Origin of the sequence: Marinobacterium sp. BA1, from assembly GCF_041155135.1 — a bacterium.
In the GTDB taxonomy this organism is placed as follows: domain Bacteria; phylum Pseudomonadota; class Gammaproteobacteria; order Pseudomonadales; family Balneatricaceae; genus Marinobacterium; species Marinobacterium iners.
In genome coordinates, this window is record NZ_BAAFHC010000001.1 from 416,794 (window position 1) to 433,353 (window position 16,560).

At 57.0% G+C, this 16,560-nt stretch carries 12 protein-coding genes; 8 read left to right on the forward strand and 4 right to left on the reverse strand.

Annotated features, from left to right (window positions below; translation table 11 throughout):
• Positions 1-8 precede the first annotated feature (8 nt).
• A complete protein-coding gene (locus ACAM29_RS01970; RefSeq protein ID WP_369623026.1) occupies positions 9-1,499 on the reverse strand; it encodes an aldehyde dehydrogenase in 1,491 nt (496 codons plus the stop codon).
• 424 nt (positions 1,500-1,923) lie between these two features.
• Here ACAM29_RS01970 and peaA point away from each other — a divergent pair, with 424 nt between their 5' ends.
• The 5 genes from peaA to ACAM29_RS01995 all read left to right on the forward strand — a co-directional run bounded on the left by peaA (position 1,924) and on the right by ACAM29_RS01995 (position 7,922).
• Positions 1,924-3,513 (forward strand): quinohemoprotein amine dehydrogenase subunit alpha, encoded by a 1,590-nt coding sequence (gene peaA, locus ACAM29_RS01975; protein WP_369623027.1) that lies wholly within the window; start codon positions 1,924-1,926, stop codon positions 3,511-3,513.
• A gap of 72 nt (positions 3,514-3,585) precedes the next feature.
• Positions 3,586-5,016 (forward strand): quinohemoprotein amine dehydrogenase maturation protein, encoded by a 1,431-nt coding sequence (peaB, locus tag ACAM29_RS01980; protein WP_369623028.1) that lies wholly within the window; start codon positions 3,586-3,588, stop codon positions 5,014-5,016.
• A gap of 1 nt (position 5,017) precedes the next feature.
• Positions 5,018-5,344, forward strand: coding sequence for a quinohemoprotein amine dehydrogenase subunit gamma (gene qhpC / locus ACAM29_RS01985; protein ID WP_206834966.1), 327 nt, complete (start codon positions 5,018-5,020; stop codon positions 5,342-5,344).
• Positions 5,345-5,362: 18 nt separating this feature from the next.
• Positions 5,363-6,487 (forward strand): quinohemoprotein amine dehydrogenase subunit beta, encoded by a 1,125-nt coding sequence (gene peaD, locus ACAM29_RS01990; protein WP_206834963.1) that lies wholly within the window; start codon positions 5,363-5,365, stop codon positions 6,485-6,487.
• Between the two features lie 106 nt (positions 6,488-6,593).
• Positions 6,594-7,922 carry a hypothetical protein gene (locus ACAM29_RS01995; protein WP_369623029.1) on the forward strand — a complete coding sequence of 443 codons (1,329 nt, stop codon included), beginning with the start codon at positions 6,594-6,596 and terminating at the stop codon, positions 7,920-7,922.
• Positions 7,923-7,978: 56 nt separating this feature from the next.
• On the opposite strand, the gene ACAM29_RS02000 is transcribed toward ACAM29_RS01995, so the two are convergent.
• Positions 7,979-8,491: a Slp family lipoprotein gene (locus ACAM29_RS02000; protein WP_091826668.1), complete on the reverse strand. Its 513-nt coding sequence runs from the start codon at positions 8,489-8,491 to the stop codon at positions 7,979-7,981.
• 104 nt (positions 8,492-8,595) lie between these two features.
• Between ACAM29_RS02000 and ACAM29_RS02005 the strand changes: the two genes are divergently transcribed.
• The 3 genes from ACAM29_RS02005 to ACAM29_RS02015 all read left to right on the forward strand — a co-directional run bounded on the left by ACAM29_RS02005 (position 8,596) and on the right by ACAM29_RS02015 (position 13,518).
• Positions 8,596-10,557: a sigma-54-dependent Fis family transcriptional regulator gene (locus tag ACAM29_RS02005; protein WP_369623030.1), complete on the forward strand. Its 1,962-nt coding sequence runs from the start codon at positions 8,596-8,598 to the stop codon at positions 10,555-10,557.
• A 157-nt stretch (positions 10,558-10,714) separates the two neighbouring features.
• Positions 10,715-12,028 carry a hypothetical protein gene (locus tag ACAM29_RS02010; protein ID WP_369623031.1) on the forward strand — a complete coding sequence of 438 codons (1,314 nt, stop codon included), beginning with the start codon at positions 10,715-10,717 and terminating at the stop codon, positions 12,026-12,028.
• Positions 12,029-12,102: 74 nt separating this feature from the next.
• Positions 12,103-13,518 carry an aldehyde dehydrogenase family protein gene (locus ACAM29_RS02015; protein ID WP_369623032.1) on the forward strand — a complete coding sequence of 472 codons (1,416 nt, stop codon included), beginning with the start codon at positions 12,103-12,105 and terminating at the stop codon, positions 13,516-13,518.
• Positions 13,519-13,618: 100 nt separating this feature from the next.
• Here ACAM29_RS02015 and ACAM29_RS02020 read toward each other — a convergent pair whose 3' ends face one another.
• Both ACAM29_RS02020 and ACAM29_RS02025 read right to left on the reverse strand, forming a co-directional pair.
• Positions 13,619-15,010 carry an MFS transporter gene (locus tag ACAM29_RS02020; protein ID WP_206834951.1) on the reverse strand — a complete coding sequence of 464 codons (1,392 nt, stop codon included), beginning with the start codon at positions 15,008-15,010 and terminating at the stop codon, positions 13,619-13,621.
• A 140-nt stretch (positions 15,011-15,150) separates the two neighbouring features.
• Positions 15,151-16,536: a sodium-dependent transporter gene (locus ACAM29_RS02025; RefSeq protein ID WP_369623033.1), complete on the reverse strand. Its 1,386-nt coding sequence runs from the start codon at positions 16,534-16,536 to the stop codon at positions 15,151-15,153.
• Positions 16,537-16,560: the final 24 nt, after the last annotated feature.

Below are 16,560 nucleotides of genomic sequence, written 5' to 3' on the forward strand. Positions count from 1 at the left end.
AAGGCTGATTACACCTTCATCAATACCGACTTGATCTCGGTGTAGTGCTCGATGCAGGCCGCGCCCATTTCCCGCCCGAGACCGGATTGCTTGAAACCGCCAAACGGCAGCGATGGGTCCAGTGCGGTGTGACAGTTGACCCACACGCTGCCGGACTTGATACGGGGAATCATGCGATGGACCGCTGACAGATTATTCGACCAGATGCTGGCACCGAGGCCATACTGGCTGTCATTGGCAATTCTGACCGCCTCGTCGATGTCATCAAACGGCATGGCAACCAGTACCGGGCCGAAGATCTCCTCCTGTACCAGTGTTGAACGCTGATCCACATCTACCACCACCGTTGGCTGGATGAAGAAGCCGGGCCCCTGACGGTCACCACCGGTGGTGATTCTGGCACCCTCGGCCAGCCCTTTCTCGATAAAGCCGTGTACTCGCTGCTGCTGCACGGCGGAAACCAGCGGCCCCATTTCGGTGTTCGGGTCCAGTCCGTTACCCAGACGAATCCTACCTGCGATATCGGTGATATCCGCCACCAGATTGTCGAACAGCTTACGCTGCACATACAGGCGCGAACCGGCACAGCACACCTGCCCCTGATTAAAGAAGATCGCATTGGCGGCCCCTGCGGCGGCCTCCTGCGGATCGGCATCATCCAGCACGATGGTGGGTGACTTGCCGCCCAGCTCAAGGGTAACCCGCGTCATGTGGTCCATGGCGGCCTTGCCGATCAGCTTGCCGACACCGGTCGAGCCGGTGAAAGTGAGCTTGTCGACATCAGGGTGCGAAGACAGGGCTGCACCGGCATCACCACCGAGTCCCGGGACAACGTTCAACACTCCGGGCGGATAGCCTGCTTCCAGTGCCAATTCACCCAGGCGTAACGCGGTCAGAGGGGTATCCTCAGCCGGCTTCAGTACGACGGTGCACCCGGTCGCCAGTGCCGGGCCAAGCTTCCAGCAGGCCAGCAGCAACGGGAAATTCCAGGCCACAATGGCACCTACGACACCAACCGGCTCACGCCGCGTGTAGCCGTGGAACTGCGCGCCGGGCATGAAGGGCACCGAAGGCTGTACCGAGCTGCCCTCGATTTTGGTTGCCCAGCCGGCCATGTAGCGCAGAAAGTTGACGGCCAGCTGGATATCCACTCCCTTGGCGATGGCGACGCTCTTGCCGTTGTCGAGACACTCGATCTCGGCCAGCGAGTCGGCGTTGGCGTCGATCAAGTCGGCAAAACGCCATAACAGGCGTTCACGCTCGACCGGTGTCATGCGGCTCCAGCTGGAGTCCTCGAATGTCTGGCGTGCCGTTGCGACGGCCTGATCAATATCAGCGGCGGTGCCGCAGGCCACTTTGGTGAAGCACTCACCGGTGGCGGGGTTGATTACATCAATTTCTCGGCCGTCAGTACCGGCAGGGCGTTGATCGCCAATCAGCAGGTTGTGGCGACGGTTGATGAAAGCCTGAGTATCAGAGTGAAGGGCAAACTCCGTCATGGTGAACCTCTTATCGTTGTCGTTGAGTCTGTCTCCCCTGTATCGCAATGGCTGTGCCAGTTTTGACTGAATTCTAACTATATGAAAATTAATAACTTTATTTTCATGTGCCCATGTTCTGGCTGTTATGGCCTGTCGCAGAATGAGACAACTGTCTGAATCTGATTCAGCCCGCTATTCCGGCGTCAGGCCCTGAAAATGGGCGTGTGTCTCAGGATGAAACAGGTGTCGCGATATTAAACAGATTACGCTGCCTGGCTGACGGGGTCGAAAGTCGTAATATTTCACTCAAGTGACTGTTTTGTTTTGAAAAGATGAACTTGGCACAGGCTGTGCTACCTCCTTTGTGACTCAACATTGACCTGGATCTCGACGGGCGTCCCGACAGATGCCCCTTGCAATGACCACAGAAGGAGGTCGGACCTTGAAAACAACAACTCTGAAACCGCTGGGCGGGGGGCTGCTGGCATTGGCGCTGGCGGTGAGTGCTCAGACGGCCATGGCCAACGACAGTGCCGAGCAGATTATCAGCAGCAAGTGTCTGGCGTGCCACACCCAGGAGGCTGACCAGCAGTGGAGCCGTATCAGCCATCAACGCAAAACGCCGGAAGGTTGGTTGATGACAATTGCCCGCATGCAGATCATGCATGGCCTGCAGATCAGCGATGAAGACCGGCGCACGCTGGTGAAATATCTGGCAGACCGGCAGGGACTGGCACCGGAAGAAACCGAAGGAGCCCGCTATGCACTTGAGCGTCGTCTGAATACATCCGAAGCGTTCGATTCACAGGAATTTACCGAGATGTGTGCCCGCTGTCACTCAGGAGCACGTGTGCTGCTGCAGCGTCGGCCCGCTGAAGAGTGGGAGCATCTGGTGCACTTCCATCTGGGCCAGTGGCCTACAACCGAATTTCAGGCGCTGGCGCGTGATCGAGATTGGTTCGAGCTTGCGCTGAATCAGATGGTGCCGCATCTGGCTGAAGCCTTGCCCATGGAATCCGCAGCCTGGGATCAATGGCAGCAGCAGCCGGCAGCGTCGGTCAGCGGTGGTTGGACGCTGGTGGGCCATATGCCGGGTCGTGGCGCCTTCCATGCCGAGATGAAGGTCATGCCCGCAGAGGGTCAGGATCAGTATCAAGTCAGCCTCAGTGGCCAGTATGACGACGGCGCTCCCATTCAGGGGCAGGGCATGGCGGTGGTGTATACCGGCTATGAGTGGCGTGCGGATCTTGAGATCGATGGGCGCGCCATGCGACAGGTGTTTGCGCTGCGCAATGGGCAGCTGGAAGGTCGCATGTTCCTGCGTGATCACGATGAAGTGGGGGCTGATGTGGTAGCGGCGCGTGCCGATGGCAACAGCCGGGTACTGGCACTGCAGCCGGCTTACATCAGGGCGGGCAACCAAGCTGAGGTCAGCATTATCGGTACAGGTCTTAAGGGCATGCCGGTATTGGGCCAGGGCATTGATGTTATCGAGGTGATCAGTGAAAGCGACAGCCTGATCAAGGTACGTGCCAGAGCATCCGAGGCCGCCTCGGGCATTCATGAGGTGAGTGTGGGCGACGCTCAGGGCGGGCGCTTTGCTGTCTATGATCGCATCGCTCAGGTGAAAGTGGTGCCGGAGTTTGCCGTGGCCCGTGTGGGTGGCAATGGCAGCTCAACACCGAAAGTGGAGGCTCGTTTTGAAGCTGAAGCCTGGGCCGTTGGGCCGGACGGCAAGCCCGGTACCGACGATGACTACCGCATCGGCATGATGCCTGCGCAATGGGCAGTGGCGCCATTTGATGAAGTGGCCGAGGCTGATGGGGATGTTCGCTTTACCGGCCAGATGAACCCGGATACTGGTGTATTCACGCCAGCCGCTGCGGGTCCCAATCCTGAGCGACGCATGATGACCAACAACGCCGGTAACCTGAAAGTACAGGCAACGGTGATGGATGGCGACGACACGCACAATGCCGAAGGGCAGATGATTGTGACGGTGCAGCGCTGGAACAACCCTCCGATCCCCTGACAGATGCCCGATGGCAGAGAAGGGGGGATGCCTGCAGGCATCCGGATGGCAACCTAACAGGGGAGAACAGACATGGGCGCTGTACTCAATCTGGTGGAACACAACCTGCATGAAGTGCAGGTCGGGGATACCCGCATGTTGTTCCACATACCGTCCAGTTCGCTGTTTGCGCTGGACAACCTGACGTCGGACATTCTCGATCGGCTGCGCGGACAGGAACACTCCGCCGAAGCGCTGGTGGCCGAGCTGAGCAACCGTTTCACGGAGCAGGAGATTACCGAAACGGTGCGAGAGCTGCTGGCGCTGGAACTGGTCAATGATGGCCGGCCGCTGACGGATGAAATCGGTACCCGCCGGGTTGATCAGTTTCCACTCACAACCGTGGTACTGAACGTCAACACCGGCTGCAATCTCAGCTGCACCTACTGCTACAAGGAAGACCTGGATATCCCGTCCGCCGGTCGCAAGATGGAGCTGCAGACTGCAATTGATTCGGTGGAGATGCTGCTGCGCGAATCACCCGACGAAGAACGCTACACAGTAGTGTTCTTTGGCGGTGAGCCGCTGAGCAACCGGCCGCTGATTGAGGCGATGGTGGACTATTGCGAGCGTCGCTTTGCCGAACAGGGCAAGCAGGTCGATTTCGTGATGACCACCAATGCCACACTGTTGACCGATGAGATCATTGACTGGCTCAATGCCCATCGTTTTGGCTTGTCGGTCAGCATGGATGGCCCCAAGGCGATTCATGACAAAAACCGTATCACCGTGGGTGGCCAGGGGACTTACGATGTTGTGCGTCGCAAGGCCTTGAGGCTGCTGGAGCGGTACGACTCTCGCCCCATCGGCGCGCGTGTCACGCTGACCCGCGGCACCACTGAAGTGGAGCGGATCTGGGACCACCTCTTCAACGAGATGGGCTTTTCGGAGGTGGGCTTTGCGCCGGTTACCTCGGGCGATATCAGCAGCTATAACCTCAGTTCAGAGGAACTGATCGAAGTGTTTGCCGGCATGAAACGCCTTGGTCAGCGCTATCTCGATGCGGCACTGGAGCACCGCAATATCGGTTTCTCCAACATGCATCAGCTGATTACCGACCTGCACGAAGGGCATAAAAAGGCACTGCCCTGTGGTGCCGGCCTGAAAATGCTGGCGGTGGATCATGAGGGGGAGCTCAATCTCTGCCACCGGTTTACCGGGTCCGACATGCCGACGTTCGGCAATGTGAAAACCGGTGTCCAGCAGGTGGAGCTGGGGGACTTTCTCTCCAAACGGCTGGATCGAACCGATACCGGCTGTGCCAGCTGTCGTATCCGCAACCTGTGTTCAGGCGGCTGCTATCACGAAAGCTATGCCCGCTACGGGGATCCCACCCATCCAACCTATCACTACTGCGACCTGATGCGAGACTGGGTCGACTTCGGCATCGAAGTCTACAGCCGCATCATGGCGGCCAACCCCGCCTTCATAGACCAGTACATCTCGCCGCGGAGGGCGCACTGATATGAAACATCTCAAAGCGATCAACAACAAGGCTCAGCTGCTCACTCAGGCCGTGGCCGACGACAGTGTGGAAGAGGTCGTGGCCATGAGTTCACTGGCAGGCTGTACCGCCACTACCGACCCGGGCTGGGAGATCGATGCCTTTGGCGGCGTAACCTCGCTGTGCCAGCCGATGGAAGCCGATTTGTATGGCTGTGCAGACCCCTGCTGGTGGCCTGCACAGGTGCCGGACATGATGAATACCTACCCGGATTGGAACAAGGACGCCATGAACTCGAAAGATGACTGGCGCAACCTGGGTACCGTGTTCCCGAAAGACAAGAACTAAGCCGAGGGTGACCTGATAATGGACAACAAGCGATTTACATCTCTGATCCCGGCGGCGGCACTGGTGTTGGGCACCACGCTGTCCGGTGCCGTGCTGGCCAAGGGGCCGGCACTCAAGGAAGGCAACGAATACATGATCGTGGCCAACTACCCCAACAACATGCATGTGATCGACCTGCAGAGCGACAGCCTCTACAAGAGCTGCGATCTGCCGGATGCATTTGGCCCTGGCGTGACTCAGATGGCCCCGGATGGAAAAACAGCCTATATCCTCAACAACCGCTATGAGGATATCTATGGCATTAATCTGGACAACTGTGACATTACCTTCCATGCCAAAATGTCATTGCAGAAGAACGAACGTACCAAGTCGATCTTCTCGTTTACATTGAGCCCGGATGGTTCGGAGCTGTATGCAGTACAGAACCCCACCATGCTGAACCGCGACCACTATCGCGTTCAGCCGGCTCGCCTGGCGGTGTACGACACCAGTGCGGGGCTTGATGCCAAACCGGTTCGTACCTTTCCGTCACCGCGACAGGTGACCGTAATGCAGACCGGTGCCGATGGCACCCTCTACATGGCCGGCGCCGACATCTACAAGGTGGATGTGAACACCGGTGAGGTCGGAGTTGCCATTCCCAGCCGCAATTGGGAGCGTCCGCTCTATGCACCACCGGATGTCCTGAACGCTTGGCCGATACAGGCCCCGTCCAAGGATTTCACCATCCTCTACACCACTGCGAAGTTTCAGGATGAAAGCTACAACCTGGACACGGCTGACTGGATCTATGGTTTCATGAATATCAACCTTGAAACCGGTGAGACCGAGACAACGGATTTTGGTCCGATCACCGAGATCTATTTCAGTGGCGTGCGCTCGCCCAAGGACCCGAACCTGGTGTTTGGCGTACTTAACCGTCTGGCCAAATATGACATCGAGAAAAAGGAGCTGATCGCCGCCGCCGAGCTGGATCATTCCTACTACTGTGTTGCCATCAACCACGAAGGTTCCAAGATCTATCTGGGCGGCACATTCAATGACGTAGCAATCTACGATGCCGACAGCATGGAAAAGCTGGGCAACATCCAGCTGCCCGGTGGCGATATGGCGATCTCCACTTCACAGGTTTTCATCCGCTGATTTCATCATTCCCCTGTCTGCACTCATGGCCTGACCGGGTTTGCCCGGACGCAAGTCCGGGCCCTTTTCCGGTGCCAAAAGACAGGAGTATCAGGAGTACTGCAGAATGACAAAGACGATCCTCGCGGCCACGGTGGCTGCACTGATGTCGGCGCACGCGTCGGCCTACACGCTTCACAGTGAAAATGGCACTGAGCTGAACCTTGATATTGAAGCGGTGTTCGGTGTCTTCACCAGTGAAGAAAGCTATGGGCTGGGTGCCAAAACTGAAGGCGGCGGCTCCGACTGGCAGGAAGGCTACATCAAGTATGGTTTCTCCGGCAGCCATGCCTACCCGTCAGGGGCCAGTGTTTATGGAGGCCTCAATCTGGTGAGTTCAGGCACCTGGGGTGACGGTGATGCCGGCGGCTTTACCACGGGCAATGAAAGCGAAACGGATCTCGAAGATGCCTATGTGGGCTGGCGCTCCGGCAGTCTGATCTCGGCATTGGGTGATGATGGTCTGGAGTTCTCATTCGGCCGCCAGAACTTCTCCATTGGCGATGGTTTCCTGATCAATGGCGATGCCCTGAACCTGGGTGATGCGCTTAATGGCGGTGGCTACGATTTTGACCGAGGTGGCGCGTACTGGCTGGCAGCGCGCAAGGCGTTTGATCGCACTGCTATCGCGCGTATCGGTGGTGCCGAAGGCTTGCGTGCCGACCTGTTCTGGATTGAGTCAGACAACCCGGCGCAGGCGATGACCGAGCTGGCCGGTATCAACGCCGAGTATGTGATGCCTGAAGGCACCGTGGGCGTGGCTTATATTGAAGGCTTGGGGGTCAATGACAAGTATGCTCAGGCACTGGGTTATACCCACCGTGACGGTCAGCAGACCCTGAGCCTGCGCTATCAGGGCAATGCGGGTGTCGAGAACCTGTTTTTATCCGGTGAGCTCGTGACTCAGGATCAGGGCGACAATACGCGCAAGGATGGCGATGCATGGTATGTGGAAGCGGGCTGGACCTTTGCCGACATGCCTTGGTCACCCAGCGTGAACTACCGTTACGCCACTTTTGACGAAGGCTTTGATCCGCTGTTCTTCGGTTTCAACCGAGGTTACGGCACCTGGTTCCAGGGTGAGGTGGCTGCCAACTATGCAGGCCCCTTCAATTCGGATACCGATGTCCATCATATCGGGATAAAAGCCAGTCCAACCGAGATGCTGAGTATTGGCGCACTGTTTTTTGATTTCAGTGATACCGCTGGGGGCTCCGGAGCCCTGGACGGACAGGAACTGGATCTTTATGCCGAGTGGGTGGTCACACCCAACCTGATCATAAGCCCGCTGATCGGTTTCTATACGCCTGATAACAGCAGCGCCAATGGCGGCAGCCAGATCGGCACAGACGACACCAATGTCTACGGCCAGGTGATTGCAATCGTACCGTTCTGATCGAGGTTGGGAACGGATGCAGCTGAAGGGCAGGGCGGGAAACCGCCCTGCCTGAGCTACTTTGCAGGCACGACAATAATGGGCCGCATCATGAAGGGGCTGCTGAAAAACGGATCACAGTCACAATGCACCGGCGGATCCTTGATTTCGGGCCAAAGGTGTATCTGTTCTGATTCCAGTGTCGGGAACGCATACTCCTGCTCGCCGACCTTGCCCTGCTTGATGCCGGTAAAGGTACCCAGCGCGGTTACCAATCTGCCGGGCGCATAAATGGCTGGGTCGATAAAGCCTGGTACCAGAATTCTGAAGCGACCACCGCTTTTATCCGTTTTCAGCGGACGACCGCTGGCATTGAGTGAAAACTGAACCACCTCCAGCTGGCTACCCTGCTGCAGGTTGCTGACATGGGCAATCTCGCCACCCCAGCGGGCGGCTTGACCATGAGTTATTACGGTAGAGGCCTCAGAAAACGGCAATAGAGCCTGATCAGGCCCTGAGCGCAAATCGGATGGGACCGTCGCGCAGCCATTGATGAAAAGGACGATAAAGACAAGCATTAAACGGTTCATGGGGGCTCCTGTGAACACTGGCCTGTATATTGCTTTGTGACAGTAAGAGAGTGGCAAGAGGTTTGCGCCTCGACTGTCTTTGGCGTATACAGGAGTGACAATTTATGTCGATAGTATATCCGGAAAATAACAATAAAGAGGCCGGAAACATGGCACCCCGTTTACGTCAGGATCTGATCAGTGATCCCGTTCATGCCGCCCGCGTTGCCCGTGAGCGGCTGCAGCAGGAGGGAGAACTCCCCTGTGGTTATCTGCGTGATGAAATTGAAGCTTCTTGGCGGCGCAGCCTTGATGCAGGGCTGACCAACTCCAGTCAGTCGCAGCAGTTGATTGACGAGGTCAACGACCTGAAGGGTTTTCGTCAGCAACACGAGCTGCTTATTCATGCGGCCATGCCCGAAATAGAGCAGCTGGCGCACCAGTTTGGTGATCAGGGGCTGATCATGCTGGCCAATGCGGATGCTCGCATTCTGGCGCTTGAAGGCAGTGATGACATCATTACCCCCTCAAGGCAGTTGGCGCTGCGTCAGGGTGTTTCCTGGAGTGAAACACACCGGGGAACCAACGCCATCGGTACCGCCGTCATAGAACGTCGTCCCATCCTAATCAACGAGGAAGAGCACTTTCTCGATACGGTATCTCATTTTTCCTGCACGTCTTCCCCTCTGATTGATGCGAGCGGTCAACTGATTGGTGTATTGGATCTGACACGCATCGGTCGCAACAGCCAGCCTCAGGATACACTGGGAGTCGTACAGCTGGCTGCCCGCAGTATCGAGGGGCGCTTGTTCGCGGGTCAGTACCAGAATCAGATCGTACTGGCTTTTCATACCCGCCAGCAGTATTTGCGCTCGGCATGGCAGGGATTGGTGGCACTGGATGAGGAAGGTCGCCTGCTGGCCATCAACGAGCAGGGCTGTCAATTGTTGGGCCGCAGCCGTGAACAGATCGTCAACCGGACGCTGGATGAGCTGGTGGGAGAAAAGATCGGTGTTTTGCTTAACACCTGTATGCGCCAACGTATCGCCTCTTTGCAAACCCGGGCGGGTGAGCTGTTCTGTGAGCTGCTGCAGTTTCCCAAGCGTCTGACCGGGTTGGCCCCCAACCTCAAACCCGGCACTGCTCCTGCAGCAGATAGACAGCCCCGTCCGCTGGAGTGCTTTGCGGCCGGTGAGCCCAGGCTGCAGCGCTCCATGACCATGGCTGTAAAGGCGCTGGATCAGGATATCCCGGTGCTTCTCAGTGGCGAGACTGGCAGTGGCAAGGAGGTGGCAGCACAGGCCTTGCACCGTACCAGTGCCCGCGCAGGGGAGCCCTTTGTAGCAGTCAATTGTGCCGCTATTCCTGAAGGGCTGATTGAGTCCGAGCTGTTTGGCTATCGGGAAGGGGCGTTTACGGGCTCTCGTAAGGGTGGCATGGTTGGGCGCTTCCAGCAGGCGAATGGCGGGACTCTGTTTCTGGACGAGATCGGGGATATGCCGCTGTCGCTGCAGGCTCGCCTGCTGAGAGTGCTGCAGGAGCGTAAGGTGGCTCCGCTGGGGGGCGCCGAGGAAGTGGTACTGGATATTGCGTTGATCGGCGCGACGCACCGTAATTTAAAACAGATGGTGGCAGAAGGCAGTTTCCGTGAGGATCTGTACTACCGTTTGAACGGTGTCTGTGTTCGGCTGCCGGCACTGCGTGAGCGTAGTGATTTTAAAGGTTTGTGTGAACGTTTGCTGAGTCAGTTGGGTCGATCTGAAGTTGGCATTGAGCCGCAGCTGCTGCAGCAACTGTCCGAATATCACTGGCCGGGTAACGTGCGCCAACTGGAAATGGTACTGAAAGTGGCGTTGGCCTTTATGGAGCCTGAAGAAACCCGCCTGAGTGAAGATCACTTGAGTGATGAGTTCCTGGATGAACTGGTGCACGCTCCCGCTCCTTGTGGCACATTGCAGGAAACTCAGGAGGCGCTGATTCGTCAGGCATTGGAGCAGCAGCAAGGCAACGTCACGGCGGCTGCCACCGAGTTGGGGATCAGTCGTGCCACGTTGTATCGACGCATGAAATCCCTGGGTCTGGCCTGATATTTACAACTTGTTACAAAAGGGTACAAGTTCACACAATAAACACGAAACTGGTTTACAGCGGCGTTCTACGCTTAGTGTCGTTAACAATAATACACAGCGTAGACACGGTAGCTGGACGTCCGGCTATCGGACATGTTCCCAAGGAATCACGCCCATGAAAAATCAGATCTTCCGTCGCACTTCCGGATACCTCCTGACGGCTGCCGTTGCGGCAGGCCTGTCAGCTTCTGCTTCTGCCTATACTCTTCACAGCGAAAACGGCACCGAACTGAACCTCGATATCGAGGCGGTGTTCGGCGTTTTTACCAGCAAAGAGAGCTATGGTTTGGGCGCTAAAACCGACCCGGGTCGTTCCAGCTGGCAGGAAGGTTATATCAAGTATGGTTTGTCCGGCAGCCATGCCTACAGCTCCGGTGCCAGTGTATTTGGTGGTTTGAATCTGATCAGCTCGGCAACCTGGGGCGATGGTGATGCCGGTGGTTTCACATCAGGTGATGAAAGTGAAACGGATCTTGAAGATGCATACGTGGGCTGGCGCTCCGGTAGCCTGATCCCGGCATTGGGTGAAGATGGTCTGGAGTTTTCTTTTGGCCGTCAAAATTTCTCCATTGGTGACGGCTTCCTGATCAATGGCGATGCGCTGAACTTCGGTGATGCGCTTGGACCAGAGATGGATCGTGGCGGTGCCTACTGGCTGGCCGCGCGCAAGGCGTTTGACCGTACTGCCATCGTGCGTGTCGGTGGTGCCGAAGGAATGCGTGCTGACCTGTTCTGGCTGGAGTCTGACAACGTAGCCCAGTCCAAAATGGAACTCGCGGGTATTAATGCCGAGTACGTGATGCCGGAAGGCACCTTTGGTGTGGCCTACATTGAGGGCCTGGATGTCATGAATGGTGGCGCGACACATCGTGACGGACAGCAGACATTGAGCTTGCGCTATCAGGGCAACGCCGGTGTCGAAAACCTGTTCCTTTCCGGTGAAATCGTCACCCAGGATCAGGGCGACAGTTCTCAGGCAGATGGTGATGCCTGGTATGTAGAAGCAGGCTGGACCTTTGCCGACATGCCCTGGTCGCCGAGCGTAAACTACCGCTATTCCAGCTTCGACGAAGGCTTTGATCCGTTGTTCTTCGGCTTCAACCGTGGTTACGGCACCTGGTTCCAGGGTGAAGTGGCGGCCAACTATGCCGGTCCGTTCAATACAGGAACTGATGTTCACCATGTAGGTGTGAAAGCTAACCCCACAGAGATGCTGAGTGTCGGTGCCTTGTACTTCAATTTCAGCGATACCGATGCAGGTTTCATGGATGGTCAGGAACTGGATCTCTATGCCGAATGGGTGGTGACACCAAATCTGATCGTGAGCCCGCTGGTCGGCTTCTACAAGCCTGACAGCAGCGCCGGATCACAATTGGGTGGTAACGACACCAACGTCTACGGTCAGGTGATTGCGATCGTTCCGTTCTGATTTCTACCAAGCATTTGAACAACACACAGCCGGTGCCTGCATCGGCTGTGTCATCTGTAGACAAAGGATTTTTTATGCAGACTACATTTTCACTCTTCATCAACGGTCAGGCGGTACAGGGTGACCGTGATGCCTTCCCGGTGATCAATCCGGCGACCGAAGAGGCCTTTGCGGATTGTCCGGCTGCTTCGCCGGAGCAGGTGGATCAGGCGGTTGCGGCGGCTGCCGAAGCGTTCAAGACTTACCAGCACACGCCCGATGCCGAGCGAAAGGCGATGCTGCACAAGATTGCCGATCTGATCGAGGCCAATGTAGAAGAACTGGCACGGTTGGTGACTCTTGAGCAGGGCAAGCCCCTGGCACTGGCGCAGATGGAAGTCGGTGGTGCCATCGGCTGGACTCGTTATACGGCTGATCTGGATATCCCGGTTAAGCTGATCGAAGACAGCCCTGAGCGTCTTGTTGAATTGCACCGCAAGCCGCTGGGTGTGGTGGGGTCGATCACCCCCTGGAACTGGCCGCTGATGATTGCGGTTTGGCACCTGATGCCAGCGCTTCGTACTGGTAACACCTTCGTGTCCAAGCCGTCCTCATTTACGCCGTTCAGCACACTGAAACTGGTTGAGCTGATCAATCAGGTCGTGCCCGCGGGCGTGGCCAACATTGTTACTGGCGAGGGCGGTATCGGCCGAGCCATGACATCTCATCCCAACATTCAGAAGATTGTCTTTACCGGCTCCACCCCGACTGGTCAGGACATCATGCGCAAGGCGGCCGATAACCTGAAGCGCCTGACGCTTGAGCTGGGTGGCAATGATGCCGGTATCGTGTTGCCGGATGCCGACCTGGACAAGGTGGCGCCTGCCATCTTCCAGACCGCATTCCTCAACATGGGACAGACCTGTGCCGCGCTCAAGCGTCTGTACGTGCATGAATCTCAGTATGACGATCTGTGTCAGCGTCTGGCCAAAATCGCATCCGAGCAGAAAGTTGGCCCAGGGCTGGACGAGGGTGTGACCTTTGGTCCGGTACAGAACAAGGCACAGTTTGACCTGGTGTCTGAGCTGGTCGAAGATGCCAAGGCGCAGGGTGGACAGGTTCTGTCTGGCGGTGCTCCACTGGCCGGTGCCGGTTACTTCTACCCGCCAACCATCGTGGCAGGCCTGAGTGATGGCGTGCGTCTGGTGGATGAAGAACAGTTTGGCCCGGTACTGCCGGTGGTTCGCTACAGCGATATCGACGATGCAGTGGCCCGTGCCAACAATAACGTCAACGGTTTGGGTGGCTCTGTTTGGGGCACCGATATCGAGGCGGCACGCAAGGTGGCATCACGGCTTGAGTGTGGTACTGCCTGGATCAACAACCATGCTGAAGTCTTGCCCCACTGCCCCTTCGGTGGCTGCAAGATGTCCGGTTTTGGTCTGGAGTTTGGCGAAGAAGGACTTTTGGAATACACGGCTCCGCAACTGCTCAACATCAGCCGCGGCTGATTTTTTCATCATCTCACTTCAAAGTTCAACGCTACGGAAGTGCTTCCGGGGGCCTCGGCCCCCGGCTTTTTCCCTTCATTGACCTCGCTTCTACCAGCTTCTACCTGACCTTGCCACGTGACCAGGACCGCCATCCGGCCATCAAGGCATAGCCACAGCACAATACAAACGCCAGCTTCAACAGGTTCATCAAGGCCGGATACTGCTCCGGTGTAATCCTTTCATTGCCAAGCATAATGTTGAACAGGAATACCACAACGGCCATCCCCAACATGTTGCCCAGCGTGCGGGAGATATTCAGCAGTGAGGAGCCGATGCTGAGCTTTTCAGTGGGTACCGCACTGAGGGCGCTGTTGTTATTGGGCGACGAGAACAGACCAAAGCCGGTACCCATGACCAGCAGCGCAATGATGACGTGCATATTGCCACTGTCCTGATCCAGCATAGCCAGTATAAGAAAGCCAGCTGCAAACATCAGGCAGCCCAGAGTGGCCGGTATTCGAGGTTCAAAATGGTCCGAAAGGCGACCGGCAAAAGGTGCCAGCAGCGCCATCATCATCGCCTGCAGCAGCATCAGCTGACCGGCCTCGGCCGGCGACAGTCCGCGGATATACTGCAGATACAGACTGAGCAGGAACTGCAGCGGATAGTTGGCGGCATACATGAAGAAGCAGGCCTGAATGGAGCGGAAAAAGATCTTGTTCTGCACCATGCGCCGCAGACGAATCAGTGGGTGAGGTGAGTGTTCCTGCTGATATACAAACCCGGCCAGCAATAGCAGACCACACAGTGCCAGCAGGCCGCCATTGATGGTGGGCAGCTCTGCCAGGCCAACAAAAAACAGGCTTGAGGCCGCGATAAACAGCAGGCTGCCGATCCAGTCCAGCCGCTCATCCACCTGCCGCTCGGTTTCACTCACATGACGCCAGACCAGAAGGGCACAGATCACGGCAAGCGGCAGTGGTGCCAGAAACACGGCGTGCCAGTCCCACCATTCTGTCAGCCAGCCGCCGATGGGTGGCCCGCAGGTCAGCCCCAGATAGACCGATGTGGACGTTAACCCCAGGGCCATACCGCGACCGTGATTAGCAAAGACCTGTGACACAATAGCCATACCGGTACCGAAAATCATGGCACCAGAGATCCCCTGCAGCAGACGCACCAACAGCAGCCATCCGATGCTGTCGATGATGATTACCGCCAGTGAGCTGAGAGTAAACAGCAGCAGTCCGCTCAGGAATACCCGCTTGCGTCCGATCATGTCAGCGATACGACCCGCCGGAAGCTGCAGGGCGATGGCACCGAGCAGATTCATGGTTGGAATCCAGCTGACCAGTACCGCATCAGCGCTCAGATCAGCGGCAATGGCCGGAAGAGCGACGTTGACGGAGGACATGTTCAACGGCATCAGAAACGTTGCGACACAGATGCTGATCAGCGTGAGCCAGCGCACTGAGGCTGACTCATACGCAGAGGGTTGAGACGCGGTCATCGAGAGTTCCTGTTCTTCATGGACAACAGCTTTATTCTAATCTGCCCATGCCTGGTCTGTAACGGTTGTTACATCTTTGCACAAAGAAAAGCCGGCGGGTCAGAAACCGGCCGGCTTGGGTGACGCAAGGTGATCCAGTATCAGATCAAGTTATACAGGAACACCACAGCAATCCCTGCCGGAGTCAGGAAACGCAGTACGAACATGAATGTGCTGTAAACGCCGCCTTTCAAACCGATTTCCTGATCCAGTCCCTGGCGCTTCATGGCCCAACCGGCAAACAGCGCGATGGCGAGACCGCCCAGTGGCATCATCAGGTTGGAGACAAGGAAGTCGAGCAGGTCAAAAATGGTTTTGCCTTCAAAGAACGGGATGAAGGCCAGTGGATGGAAATCAGCCAAGTTGTTGAATGACAGTACGGTACCGATACCGACCAGCCAGATTGCCAGGCCACCACCCAAAGCGCTCTTGGCACGGCTGATGCCCTTGTGCTCTTCGAGCCATTCAACCACGGGCTCCAGCATGGAGATGGCGGATGTCAGTGCGGCCACCAGCAACAGGGCGAAGAACAGGGTGCCGAAGATTACACCGCCGCTCATCTGGCCAAATGCCAGCGGCAGGGTGACAAAGATCAGACCGGGGCCTGCGCCGGGTTCCAGCCCGTTAGCAAACACCAGCGGGAAAATGGCCAGACCTGCCATCAGGGCGACACCTGTATCCAGTACCGCAATGGTCATGGCAGTACGCGCAATATTGACCTTCTGTGGCAGGTAGGAGCCGTAGGCCATCATAACGCCAATACCGATGCTCAGGGTAAAGGCCGCGTGGCCCAGTGCGGTGAGTATCCCTTCAGTGGTGAGTTTGCTGAAGTCGGGCGAGAACATGAAGCTGACCGCTTCACCGAACTTGCCGGTGGTCATGGCGTAGCCCACCATGATGAACAGCAGTACGAACAGCAGTGGCATCAGGGTGTTGATCGCTCTTTCCATGCCGGAGCGAATACCGCGACCCACAATGAAAATCACGATCGCCATGAACACGCTGTGCCAAAGCAACAGGTCTGTTGCGCTGGCGAGCATGCCGCCAAATGTGCCGCCGATGGCATCGGCGTCGGCTCCGGTAAACATGCCGGATGCGGCTTTGAATACATAGACCAGTGCCCAGCCACCGATGACGGAATAGAAGGACAGGACAAGGAAGGAGGCCACAATGCCGTTCCAGCCGATCAACCGCCAGCCTTTCCGAGTGCCCTCGGTGGCGGTCAGCTCGCGCATGCTCGCCACCGGACTTTGACCGCCGCGACGGCCGATCATCACTTCCGCGATCAGGACGGGAATGCCAACGATGGCGATGCAGGCAAGGTACACCAGAACAAAGGCGCCGCCGCCGTTTTCACCGGTAATGTAGGGGAATTTCCAGATGTTGCCAAGGCCGACGGCCGAGCCGACGGCGGCCAGAATAAAGGCCATGCGGGACGACCAGAGGCTGCCCGCCTGCTGGTGTGCTTTGGATGTTGCTTGACTCATGGTGTGAGTTCTCCGGTTTCGTTA